Source organism: Pseudomonas sp. NPDC087639 (assembly GCF_044743385.1).
Taxonomy (GTDB): Bacteria; Pseudomonadota; Gammaproteobacteria; order Pseudomonadales; family Pseudomonadaceae; genus Aquipseudomonas.
Genome location: NZ_JBIUWI010000007.1, coordinates 49695 through 62052 on the forward strand (window position 1 = coordinate 49695; position 12358 = coordinate 62052).

The 12358-nt window shown below is 61.4% G+C and carries 9 protein-coding genes; 3 read left to right on the forward strand and 6 right to left on the reverse strand.

All coding sequences use genetic code 11. From position 1 onward, the window contains the following. Nucleotides 1–39 precede the first annotated feature (39 nt). The 3 genes from ACIOVB_RS05465 to pvdM are packed head-to-tail and all read right to left on the reverse strand — an operon-like array spanning nucleotide 40 to nucleotide 3635. Nucleotides 40–948 (reverse strand): formylglycine-generating enzyme family protein, encoded by a 909-nt coding sequence (locus ACIOVB_RS05465; protein ID WP_401265581.1) that lies wholly within the window; start codon nucleotides 946–948, stop codon nucleotides 40–42. Between the two features lie 39 nt (nucleotides 949–987). Then, nucleotides 988–2268: an aminotransferase class V-fold PLP-dependent enzyme gene (locus ACIOVB_RS05470; RefSeq protein WP_401265583.1), complete on the reverse strand. Its 1281-nt coding sequence runs from the start codon at nucleotides 2266–2268 to the stop codon at nucleotides 988–990. After that, nucleotides 2265–3635, reverse strand: a complete 1371-nt coding sequence (pvdM, locus tag ACIOVB_RS05475) for a pyoverdine-tailoring dipeptidase-like protein PvdM (protein ID WP_401265586.1) — start codon at nucleotides 3633–3635, stop codon at nucleotides 2265–2267. The genes ACIOVB_RS05470 and pvdM overlap by 4 nt, the downstream gene beginning before the upstream one ends. Before the next feature lie 186 nt (nucleotides 3636–3821). On the opposite strand from pvdM, the gene ACIOVB_RS05480 reads away from it, so the two are divergent. Continuing rightward, entirely contained in the window at nucleotides 3822–5432 is a 1611-nt protein-coding gene (locus ACIOVB_RS05480; RefSeq protein ID WP_401265589.1) for a PvdJ/PvdD/PvdP-like protein, read from the forward strand. An 83-nt stretch (nucleotides 5433–5515) separates the two neighbouring features. On the opposite strand, the gene ACIOVB_RS05485 is transcribed toward ACIOVB_RS05480, so the two are convergent. The 3 genes from ACIOVB_RS05485 to ACIOVB_RS05495 are packed head-to-tail and all read right to left on the reverse strand — an operon-like array spanning nucleotide 5516 to nucleotide 10061. Next, the gene (locus ACIOVB_RS05485; protein ID WP_401265591.1) at nucleotides 5516–6907 is read right to left on the reverse strand and encodes an efflux transporter outer membrane subunit; all 1392 of its coding nucleotides are present in this window, start codon (nucleotides 6905–6907) and stop codon (nucleotides 5516–5518) included. 7 nt (nucleotides 6908–6914) lie between these two features. After that, nucleotides 6915–8888 (reverse strand): MacB family efflux pump subunit, encoded by a 1974-nt coding sequence (locus ACIOVB_RS05490; RefSeq protein WP_401265594.1) that lies wholly within the window; start codon nucleotides 8886–8888, stop codon nucleotides 6915–6917. Continuing rightward, on the reverse strand, nucleotides 8889–10061 hold the full coding sequence (locus ACIOVB_RS05495) for an efflux RND transporter periplasmic adaptor subunit (RefSeq protein WP_401265597.1): 1173 nt from the start codon (nucleotides 10059–10061) through the stop codon (nucleotides 8889–8891). A 324-nt stretch (nucleotides 10062–10385) separates the two neighbouring features. Between ACIOVB_RS05495 and ACIOVB_RS05500 the strand changes: the two genes are divergently transcribed. Next, entirely contained in the window at nucleotides 10386–10868 is a 483-nt protein-coding gene (locus ACIOVB_RS05500) for a sigma-70 family RNA polymerase sigma factor (RefSeq protein WP_401265599.1), read from the forward strand. Between the two features lie 133 nt (nucleotides 10869–11001). Then, nucleotides 11002–12339, forward strand: coding sequence for a lysine N(6)-hydroxylase/L-ornithine N(5)-oxygenase family protein (locus ACIOVB_RS05505; protein ID WP_401265602.1), 1338 nt, complete (start codon nucleotides 11002–11004; stop codon nucleotides 12337–12339). Nucleotides 12340–12358: the final 19 nt, after the last annotated feature.

Sequence of the window (12358 nt, forward strand, 5' to 3'; positions counted from 1 at the left end):
AACGACTGGCAGGACGGCTAATTTAGCCGGGTGAGGGGCTTACAGATCGCGGGCTACGCGAAACCCGATCCAGTCGCCGCGGGTATCGGTGAACGTCGCGTTACGATTGCCCGAGCGAGAGAACACCGGTGCTTCACCCCAGTCGTTGCCACGGATGCGGCGAACTTCGCATTTGCCGCTCGACCAGGCACTGCCATCGCTCGGTGCGCCGACGTAGTTTTCGTTGTAGCAGTCGGCCGTCCACTCATAGATGTTGCCGTGCATGTCGTAGACGCCAAAGGCGTTGGCCGGGAAGCTGCCGGCCGGTGCGGTGAAGTTGTAGCCGTCGCCGGCGCCGTAGGTATTGGCGTGTTTGGCGATGCTGTATTCCTTGCCTTCGTCGAACGGGAAGGGGAACGGGCCGGTGCTGCCACCACGGGCGGCGTATTCACGCAGGGATTCGCTGACCAGCCGATATTGCTGACCGGTCTTTTTCGACAGCCACGCCACGTAGGCCTCGACTTCAGGGAAGTCCATGCACACCGCAGGATGTTTGTCGGTGTACTGCTTGCGCGGGTCACTGCCCTGATAATCAGGGATGCCCGCTTTGCAGGCGCGGCCGGGGCGAGTGTCGCCGTCGGGCATTTTGTAGCCGGTGTCCTTGAGGTACGCATCCCACTCGCCACGCAGCACCTGAAAGCGGCTGATCGCCAACGGTTTGGCAAACGTCACCGGGTGCATCGGGCCTTCGTCAGGCTCGCGGCCGACTTCGTCATCCGGGGTGCCCATGGTGAAAGTGCCGGTGGGCAGTACGACCATTTCCGGACAGTCCTTGCAGTCCTTGAATACCTTGCCCGGCGCAGGCGGGGTGGCGGCGAAGGCGGCGCCTGGCAGCAGGCCTGAGGCTAGCGCCGTCAGCATCAACGCTGGCAGGGCCTTCATGGAAAATCGACGCAGTTCACGGTTCATTGCAAGTCTCGCTAAAAAGGAAAAAGGGATCGCGCGGGCTCAAAGGGCTGGGTCGAGCACGGCCAGCAATCGATCGATCTGTTGTTCGTCGTTAAGCAACCCCGGTGCGGTGCGGATAACCGGACCCACGTCGCGGTTGACCGCATCGGCCACCACGCGGTTGGCCATCAGGTACGCAGCAATCTTGTCGCTATCCTTGCCCTTGACCCGGAAGAAGGTAAATCCGGCGGACAGTTCAGGGCTCAGTGGCGTGACGAGTTCGATCTGTGGGCGCTGTTGCAGGTGTTTTTTCAGGTAGCTGTTGAGGGCGTGAATGCGCGCTTCAACTTCGGCCTTGCCCAGTTGCAGGTGCAATTTGAAGGCTTCGTCGAGCGCCCAACGGTGCTCGAACGAGTGGTAGCCGCCGGGCGTCATGGTGGTGGAAAACGCCGTTGCTTCAGAGAACGTCGGAATGATCGGGGTGACATATCTGACCTCTTCGAAGCGACTGCAAACGATGCCGGTGCCGCGCGGGCCGAACATCCATTTATGGGTACCGGCGATGAAGAAGTCGCAGTTCATCTGCGCAAAACTGAGGTCGTCGACGCCGAAACCGTGCACGCCATCGACGACGTAGATGATTCGGTCGGCATCGCTGCGGCCACGGTTGTGCTTGTCGACGATGGCGCCTATTTCGCCGATGGGCAGTTTCAGGCCGCTGCCCGAATGCACCCAGCACATCCCCAGCACACGGGTTTCGGGGCGAATGGCGCTGTCGATGGCGGCCAGGATTTCAGCTTTGCTGGCGCTGTACACATTCTTGAACAAAGGGATTTTGCGCACCCGCGTGCCGTCGCGTTCGGTGCGCAAGGCAAGGATGGTGTGGGTGGCGTAATGCTCGTGGACGGTGGTGAGGATTTCCTGATCGGCGCGCACATGCACACCGCCATAAATCGTCGCCAGCCCCTCAGTGGTGCTGCCGGTCAGGGCGATCTGCTTGGCATTGGCCTGCAAGTAGCGACCGGCCCAGACCCGCACGTTTTCTTCGCGCTGTTCGATCACGCCCAGATCCCAGTCCATCGCCAGGCCGGGGTTCTTGTCGAGGGCGGCGCGGTGCATTTCGATGGCGTCGCGCACGGGTTTGGGGTGCGAGGTGACCAAAAAATTGGAGAAGTGCAGGTAGTCCGGATCCTGATCGAACTGTTGCTGCAACTGTGCCCACTTGTTGCGCGGCTGCGGTGCTACGGCTGAGGCGCTGGCGAGATTCGGCAGACCCGCACCCAGCGGCAGTGCCGCCGCCAGAAGCCCGGCCTGCTTCAAGAAGTCACGACGATTGCTCATGGCTTGGCGGTTCCCTGCGCAGCGGCCAGCGAAGGTTTCGCCGCTTTCTCGACCTGATCCCAAACGCGCAGGAAGTTGCCGCCCCACAGCTTGGCAATGTCGGCTTCGGAATAACCGCGCGAGATCAATTCGGCGGTGACGTTGCGGATTTCGCCGACGTTCTCGAAGCCTTTGACGCCGCCGCCTTCGTTGAAGTCGGAACTGATGCCGACATGGTCGATGCCGATCTTGCGCACCGCGTAATCGATGGCGTCGCCCAAATCCTTGAGGCTGGCTTTCGGCTCTTCTTCGAGGATGCCGTAGAGACGGCCGGCGTACTGGCCGAACTTCTGTTCGGACCAGGCGGTAATGATCGGGTCGCCGGGCATCAGTGCCATGGCCAGGTTCGGCAGTGGCGGCAGGTCGAACTCCTTGCGCATTTCGTTGAGCTTGTTCTGGGTTTCCTGGGTCAGCGGACGCAGGTACTGCGAGAACGCGACGATCTGTACGACGCCGCCGCTGTTCTTGATCAGCTGCATTTCCTTGTCGCTGAGGTTGCGCGGGATGTCGACCATCGCGCGCGGCGCCGAATGCGAAGCCACCAGCGGTGTGCGGCTCAGTAGCGCGACCTGCTCGAGGGCCTTGGTCGACATTTGCGACACGTCGATGATCACGCCCAGATCGTTAAGGCGCTTGACCGCTTGCTTGCCCAGATCCGAGAGACCGTCGAGGGCATCCGGCGAATCATTGAGGAACGGCAGCGGACGCGACGAGTCCGCCCAGTCGTTGTTGCCGATGTAGCTGAAGCCGAACATGCGCATGCCGCGAGCCGTCCACATGTCCAGCAGGTTCAGGTCGTGACCCAGTGGATAGGCGTTGAGCATGCTGATGAAAATCGCGAATTTGCCTTCGCCGTGCAGGCGTCGGAAGTCGTCCGCGGTATAGGCGATGGCGACCTGATTGGGATAGTCGCGGACCATGCCGGAGATGATCTTGAAGCGGATCTCCTGCTGGTTGCGCGCCTCGTCGACGAAACCGGGCGTCGGTTTGTGCGGGGCGTTCGGGCCGTTCCACATTTCCGGCCAGCCGAAGATGGTCAGTGCGGCGCCCGACAGGCGTCCACGGCTGGCCTTGGCCAGATCGAACTGGCCGTCGCCGTCCTTGTCGGCTTCGTGGCCGTCGGTGCCGAAGTTTTGCGTCAGGCTGACATGGCTGTCGAAGGAGAGCATGCGTTCGTGCAGTTCATCGGCCTGTTTCATGACTTTGACCGGGTAGCCGAGGTCGTCCTTGAACCAGTGTTGCCAAGCGGCAAAGCCTGCGCCGGCACTGATTGCCAGGGCCAGTGGCAGGCCGATGAATAGAGCCTTTTTCGAACGTGGTTTTGTCATTGCCATCTCTGTCAGGTTCGCCATCGAGGTGCAGGCGCGGGGGCCTTTGCTATCTGGGAAGAACGATTAGTCGGCAGGGAAATTTAGGCGGGCGCGCCTCAAGCAAAAGCGGCGGCTTAAATTTGCCGGCGCAACAAACGTTCTAGCTTGGATAAAGCCTGCTTCATGGCTGACACAGGTAGGGCAATGAAGATTTCTCGACGATGGTTCATGGCAGGCCTGGCGCTGACGGGCGCTGCCGTGCCTGCGGCTTATTTTGGGCATCGTGAATGGACGAAGCCGGACCCGACGATCACGCCGGGTGAAGCGTCATTCGACGTCGCCGACACGGCCGGGCAACGCCTGGCGAATGCGTTGCGCGGGGTTTGGGATATCCGTTTCGAAGGTTCTGATGCCGGCCTTGAAGGTCTACCGCTTGAGGGCCTGCAAGTGTTTCTCGACATCGGCCAGAAGGGTCGTGGTGTCTGCGGTTTTCTCGACACGCCAGAACGTCTGCGCTCGGGTGAGACGCCTCGTTACCGAATTCTTGGCGATCTTGCAGGGGCCGATGCAGCGAAACTCAGCTGGCGGCTGATCGGCGCTGATGGCCAGATTGGCTATGAACTGGAAATGATCCTAGATGAGGTCTGGGCCGATTTCGGTAATGCCGGCAGCGGCACCCTCAGCGGCAAAGCGCTGCAACTTGACCGGCCGTTGAGCCTGCCGGCGCAGGACAACCGCTTCGTGGCCGTCAAGCGCCTGTTTCCCGAAGCGCGCGAGCGCACACCGTTGAACGCGACGCTGCTGGCATGGCTGATCTCTCCCGAGCATCGCCTGTTCCACCAGTTGTGGCATGCGACCCGGGACAAGTGGCACAAGCTTCCCGAGGACAAGCGCGAGGCGCTGCGCGGCATTGGCTGGCAGCCCGGCCCGCGCGACAAGGAGCGTGATGCCCGTGGCCCGCGCAAGGATCGCAACGGTTCGGGTGTGGACTTTTTCTTCATGCACCGACACATGCTCGGGACGGCGCGATCGATGCAGGATCTGCCGTCCTGGGAATACTTCCCGCTGCCGCAACCGGAGTTGATCCGCGACCGCATCGGTTTCGCCCGGTATTTCGATAATCACGATGGCACGGCTTTGCCGCCGACGTGGACGGCCGCAGGTGACGACGAGTTCAGTCAGTGGGTCAGCGACATCAAGACCGCCGAGACTTACGAAAGCAACTTCCAGGTCTGGGAGTCGCAGTACCGTGATCCGGCGTATCTGGCCAAACTCACGCTGGGTCAGTTTGGTTCGGAAGTCGAGCTGGGCCTGCATGACTGGCTGCACATGCGCTGGGCGTCAGTACCGCGCGATCCATCCAATGGCCAACCGGTGCCGTTTGCTCGCGATCCGGCGGACTTCGCCGCACGCTGGTACAACGCCGAAAACGACTTCCTCGGCGATCCGTTCTCATCCCACGTCAATCCGGCGTTCTGGCACTTCCATGGCTGGATCGATGACCGGATCGAAGACTGGTTTCGCGCCCACGAGCGTTTCCATCCGGGTGAAGTCACGCGCCTGCAAGTCAATGGCGTGCACTGGTTCGCACCGGGGCGGTGGGTCGAGGTCGATGATCCGTGGTTGGGGCCGAGCACCCATGGTTGCAGCACCACGCCGGGATTACAGACGGGAAAAACCGTGGAAATGGACCCGGAAACCATGAAGCTGGCGCTGCGCATCACCTTCATCACCGACGAGGACAAACTCGCCGGTCTGTTCCGCCGCGTGCCGCAACGGCCGTGGTATGCGCGCAATCTGAAAGCCAAGGCATAAAAGCCAAAGATCGCAGCCTTCGGCAGCTTCTACAGAGGATTCATTTCATGTAGGAACTGCCGAAGGCTGCGATCTTTTGATCTTCAAAGACTCTGCCATCCGCCCCCAAGCGCCTTGTACAGCGCGATGCTCGCCTGTACCCGCGACAGTCGCAATTGCGCATTCTGATCTTGCGCCGCATACAACGTGCGCTGGGTTTCCAGCACCGTCAGCAAGTCTTCGGCGCCGGCCTGATAGCGGCTCTGGGCGATGTTGAACGCGGTCTGCGCCTGGCTCAATTCCTCGTTCTGCCACAACCGCTGCTCATCAAGGCGCCGAATGCTGTTGAGGGCTTTTTCCACATCGGCGAAGCCGTTGATGATCGCGCCACGATAGTTCTCCAGCAGTTCTTGCTGGCGCGCCGTGGCCTTGTCGCGTTCAGCGCCGAGGCGCCCGTTATTGAAGATCGGCGCGACTAGCCCGGCGGTGAGGTTGTAGAAGGGGCTGCGAATCAGGTCGTCGAACTGGTTGGCGCCGGAGCCGAGCTGGGCTGTCAGGGTCAGCGCCGGCAGCATGGCCGCACGGGCGACTTTGACGTCGGCCTCGGCGGCGGACAGTTGTGCTTCGGCGCGAGCGATGTCCGGGCGGTGGCTGAGCAATTCGCTGGGTACGCCGGCAGCGATATCAGGCCATTGCAGGTGATCGAAGGGCTCTTTCGGCGACAGTTGTTGCACCGGTTGGCCGAGTAGCGCAGCCAGGCTGATCAGCGCGTCTTGCGCTTGCTGCTGCACACGCGGCAATTGCCATTGCTGAGCGGCCACCAGACTTTTTTGCTGGGCCAGTTCCAATGCCGTCGCCGAGCCTGACTCATAACGCGTCTGCACCAGCTTCAGCACGCTTTGGGCGTTGGCCAGATTCAGTTCGGCAATGCGGCTTTGCTCGCGCAGCGACAGGGTTTGCGCATAGGTATTGGCAACACCGCTGAGCAGTGTCAGCTCCACGGTCGCACGATCGAATTCACTGGCTTGCAGGGTGAATTGCGCACTGTCGCGGGACGCGCGTTTGCCGCCCCAGAAGTCGATTTCGTAAGTGGCACTCAGATTGGTATCGAAGTAGTCCACAGCCTTGTTGCTGCTGTTGGCGTCCAGTTGGCTGTAGCCGGTGCCGCGCAGCAGTTTTTGCCGGTTGGCATTGAATCCGGCTTTGACCTCCGGCAGCAATGAACCGCCGGCGATCACCGTGCCGGCCTGCGCCTGACGCACCCGGGCAACAGCGGCCGCGAGGTCGAAACTGCCGGCTCGCGCCTGTTCGATCAGGCTGTCGAGTTCCGGGCTGCCGAACTGCGTCCACCACTGTGCATTGTTGCGGGCGGCGCTGGCGGTTTGCGGCGATTGCCACGCGGCGGGCGGCTGCAAGCCGCTGTCCGGACGCTGGACGGGATTGGCGCAGGCACTGAGCAACAGGCAGACGGTCAACAGGCTAAGGCACGGTTTCATAGATCGATCATTCACTGGTAAGGGCCGTGACCGGGTCGAGCCGGGCAGCTTTGCGGGCCGGCATGAAGCCGAAGACAACACCGGTGACCAGTGCGCAGCCGAAGGCGCCGAGCACGGCCATCAGGGAAAACGCCACGGCGACTTCACTGAGCACCAGCACGCCGCCGACGATCAGCGCCAACGCGATCCCGGCAATGCCGCCGACCACCGAGAGCATCACGGCCTCGGTGAGGAACTGGCGCAGGATGTCCCGTTGTCGCGCACCTGTGGCCATGCGGATACCGATCTCACGGGTGCGTTCGCGCACGGTCATGAGCATGATATTCATCACGCCGATACCGCCCACCAGCAGCGAGATCGCGGCAATCGAACCGAGCATCAGCGACAGGGTGTTTTGCGTGCGCGCCTCGGCCTGGATCATCGCGGCGTTGTTGGTCAGTTCGAAATCCTTTTTGCCGTTGTGCAGGCGCAGCATCAGTTGTTCGATGGCCTGTTCGGCTTCCTTGACCTTGCGTGCGTCGGCGGCGGCAATGGCCACGTATTCCGGATCGCGGGTGCCGAACAGCCGCACGCTGGCTGCCGAGTAGGGCACGGCGATACGGTCGTCGCTGTCGGAGTCGCCGGAGCTGGCGCCTTTTTCCGCCAGTACGCCGACCACCTGAAATGGCACGTTCTCGATCAGGATGTAATGGCCGATCGGGTTGATCACATCCTTGAGCAATTTACTGCGGACCTTGTGGCCGATCACCGCAACGGCTGCGGCATTCTGTTCATCGGCGTCGGTGAAATAACTGCCTTGCACCACCGGCCAGTTGAAGATCGCCGGGAAGTTTGTGTCGTTACCGCCGACATAACTCATGTGGTCGATATTGCCGTAACGCACCCCGGCTTCGGCGCCGTTGACCGGCATGATCCGCTGCACTTGCGGCAGGCTCGCCAGGGCACGGACATCGTCCAGAGTGATGATGCCCGGCGGCGTGCGCGGGTTGGGCGCCGAACCGCTGAGGTAAATGATGTTCGAGCCGAACGCGCCCATCTGCGCCATGACTTGGCGCTTGCTGCCTTCGCCGACAGCGAGCATCACCACCACCGACGCCACGCCGATGATGATCCCGAGCAGGGTCAGGGCAGTGCGGAAGCGGTTGATCCACATCACCCGCCACGCCGCGTGCAAGGCGTCCACCAGTTCGCCTTTCCAGGCGCCGGTGGCCTCGGCGCCCTCGACCAGACGCTTGCGCAGATCCACCGCTTGCAAGGCGCCGGGGTTGGCCGTGGTTTGCGCCTCGGGATTGTCCTTGGCGCTGTCGCTGATGATCAGGCCGTCGCGTATTTCGATGATGCGCTTGGCCCGGGCCGCCACTTCGCGGTCGTGGGTAATGAGAATTACCACATGGCCCTGGCTCGCCAGCTCATCGAGCAGCGCCATGACCTCTTTGCCGCTGTGGCTGTCGAGGGCACCGGTGGGTTCGTCGGCCAGAATGATGTGGCCGCCGTTCATCAAAGCGCGGGCAATCGACACCCGCTGTTGCTGGCCGCCGGAGAGCTGGTGCGGACGGTTGCCGGTGCGCGAGGACAGGCCTAGACGGTCGAGCAGGGCGGCGGCGCGGGCATGGCGCTCGGCGGCCGGCGTGCCGGCGTAGATCGCCGGCATCTCGACGTTTTCCTGCGCCGAGCCGGACGGGATCAGGTGATAACCCTGGAACACAAAACCGAACGCTTCGCGGCGCAGCCAGGCCAGTTCGTCGCTGTCCAGGCCGGCGACGTTTTCCCCGGCGAAGCGGTATTCGCCGGACGTTGGCCGGTCGAGGCAGCCGAGAATATTCATCAGCGTCGACTTGCCGGAGCCGGAAGCGCCGACGATCGCGACGAACTCGCCGGCATGGATCGACAGGTCGATGCCACGCAAGACGTGAACTTCAGGGGCGTCGCCACCGCCGTAGGATTTGCGGATGTCCTGCAGGTCGATCAGGGGCGTCTGCATTCAACCACCACTGCCATCGGCCGGACCGATCAGCAAGTGATCGCCTTCCTTCAGACCATCGAGAATCTGCACCTTGAGGCGGTCACTGATGCCAGTGTGCACCTCTCGCGATTCGATGTTGCCGTTGGCGGCGACCACTCGAGCCGTTTGCCGATCGCCCTTGTTGCTGCCATTCAGGGCTGCCACCGGTGCGGTCAGGATGTCTTTGGCCTGATTGGCGACGAAGAACACCTGGGTGGTCATTTCGGCCATCAAGGCGTTGTCGGCGTTATCAACGTCGAGCAGCACGGTGTAAAGCACGACGCGGGCGCTGCCGCTTTTACTGCTGCTGGCCGGGCTGCCGCCGCCCTGGCTGGTTTGATCCAGCGGTTTGGGCGGCACCGGCAGGATCTGCCGCACGGTGCTGCTCCAGCGCCGGTTACCGCCGCTGAGGGTGGTGAAGTAAGCGATCATGCCCGGTTTGACGTGGCCTATGTCGGCTTCCGACACCTCGGCCCACACCGTCATCGGTGAGAGTTTGGCGATGCGCAGGATCAGCGGTGTCTGTTGCTGGGCGTTGAGGGTCTGGCCTTCGCGGGCATCGAGGGCGACCACGGTGCCGGCCATCGGCGCATAGATCCGGGTGTAGCCGAGTTCGGCCTGATCGCTGCGCAGGCTGGCTTCGGCCTGACGAATCTGCGCCTGGAACATGTCGACGCGGGCCTGCGTGGCTTTCAGTTCGGCGCGGGCGGTTTGCACGTCTTCTTCTCGGGTCGCACCGCCGGCGGCAAGATTCTGCTGGCGCTGGTACTTCTGTTGCGCCAGTTCATGCTGGGCGCGTTGTTCCTGCAATTGCGCCTTTAGATTCTCGACGGAGAAACGCCCGGCATCGAGCTTGGCCCGCTGCGTCGACGGGTCGATCTCCACCAGCAACTGGCCTTCCTTGACCACGTCGCCGACTTCCACGTGGATCTTCTGAATCTGTCCTGAAGCCTGTGCGCCCACGTCCACATAACGGCGCGGTTGCAGGGTGCCGAGCGCGGTGACGCTGCTTTCGATATCGCCGCGTGTGACTTGCACGGTGGCAAATTTATCCCGGCCCGGCGGCATGATCTGCCACGCGGCGTAAGCGACAACGGGTATCAGACAAAGGACTGCGAGCAGGGCGCGTCGGGCGGGGCGGGGACGTTTCATGCAGGGTTCCGGCCAGTGGAAATCGGCCCGTCGTTCGGCTGGCACACAGATTCGGGCAGCGCTGAACGCTGTCGCAGGGCACGACAGACACGGGAAGCTGTCCTGTAAACGAGGAAAGTGCAGGGGAATTTAAGCGCTGACACACGATGTAACAGCAATAGCGCAGGACTATTTATCGGGCAAAGACAAACGCTACTTTAAATCTATATGAGAATTACTATAAATTACGCACCTCACGTTGCCACTATCTTGCTACCGCTCATCGCGTGTTCATCGATCAGTGTGCTCAAGGACAGAAACCGCACCTTTTTGCGGCCGGGAGTCATGTTGGAAAACTACTATCGCGAGCTGGTGTGTTTCCTGAACGCCAAGCTGGGCAACCGTCAGGTTGCCGAGGATGTGGTGCATGACGCCTATCTGCGGGTGCTGGAACGTTCCAGCAACACGCCGATCGAGCAACCCCGGGCGTTTCTTTATCGCACGGCGTTGAATCTGGTCATCGACGATCATCGGCGCAATGCCCTGCGCCAGGTCGAACCGTTGGAAGTGCTCGACAATGAAGAGCGCTATTTCACGCCGTCCCCCCACGGCACCCTCGATCACGGCCAGCGCCTGGAAATGCTCCAGCGTGCCCTGGCCGAACTGTCATCCGCCTGCCGTGAAAGTTTTCTGCTGCGCAAGATCGACGGCCTGTCGCATCCGGAAATTGCTGAACAGCTCGGCATTTCCAAGGCTCTGGTGGAAAAGCATATCGTCAATGCCATGAAACATTGCCGTCTGCGGATCAAGCAATGGGATGCCCATTGAGCCATCGCCGGTAAATTTTATTTCACTGTCCTCGTTCCTACTCAACAGACGACCTGCTGACCTGCTCAAGGCCGGTCAGGTCACTTAGGCTCTCCTTCCCCTTGTTGAGGGGCTCATCCAGAGGACACTGGAAATGACACAGGCAATTGCATCGCCCATCGTTCACGACCTGATCGGCGTCGGTTTCGGCCCTTCGAACCTGGCACTGGCCATCGCTCTGCAAGAGCGCGGCCCGACGCACGGCGAACTGGATGTACTGTTCCTCGACAAGCAGGCCGACTACAGCTGGCACGGTAATACCCTGTCGACCCAGAGCGAATTGCAGATTTCCTTCCTGAAGGATCTTGTGACCCTGCGCAATCCGACCAGCCCTTACTCGTTCGTCAATTACCTCAAGTACCACGGTCGTCTGGTCGATTTCATCAACCTCGGCACCTTCTACCCGTGCCGCATGGAGTACAACGACTACCTGCGCTGGGTCGCCGGGCAGTTCACTGAGCAGAGCCGTTATGGCGAAGAAGTGCTGACCATCGAGCCGGTACTGCACAACCATCAGGTTGAAGCGTTGCGCGTGATTTCCCGCGACAGCCAGGGGCTGCAACATGTGCGCACAACCCGTTCGGTGGTAGTGAGTGCCGGTGGCACACCGCGAATTCCCGAGGCGTTCAAGGCGTTGAAAGGCAACTCACGCGTGTTCCACCACTCGCAATACCTGTCGCAGATGGCCAAGCAGCCTTGCGTGAACAATCAGCCGATGAGCATCGCGATCATCGGAGGTGGGCAGAGCGCGGCGGAGGCCTTTATCGATCTGAACGATTCGTTCCCGTCGGTGCAAGTCGACATGATTTTGCGTGGCTCGGCCCTCAAGCCTGCGGACGACAGCCCGTTCGTCAACGAAGTGTTCTCGCCTGAGTTCACCGATCTGGTGTTCCAGCAGAACAGCGCCGAGCGTGAACGTCTGGTCAACGAGTACCACAACACCAACTATTCAGTGGTGGACATCGACCTGATCGAACGCATCTACGGCATCTTCTACCGCCAGAAAGTCTCCGGGATTGCCCGTCATGCGTTCCGCACTTTGACCACCGTCGAGAGCGCCACCGCTACTGAAAACGGTATCGAGCTGGCCGTGCGCAACAACGCCACTGGCGAAGTCACCGTGCGCCTGTACGACGCCGTGGTGCTGGCCACCGGCTACGAGCGGCAGATGCACCGCAAACTGCTCGCGCCGCTGGAAGAATACCTGGGCGGCTTCGAGGTTGATCGCAACTACAAAGTGCTCACCGACGAACGCTGCAAGGCCGGCATCTACATGCAGGGCTTCTGTCAGGCCAGTCATGGTTTGAGCGACACGTTGTTGTCGGTGTTGCCAATCCGTGCCGATGAAATTGCCGGCTCGCTGTATGAGCATGGCAAGAATCGTGGGCACAGCCGTTCGATGGCGGATCTGCTGTTGGCGACTGCCAGCTGAATCAGCATTGCCTGATACA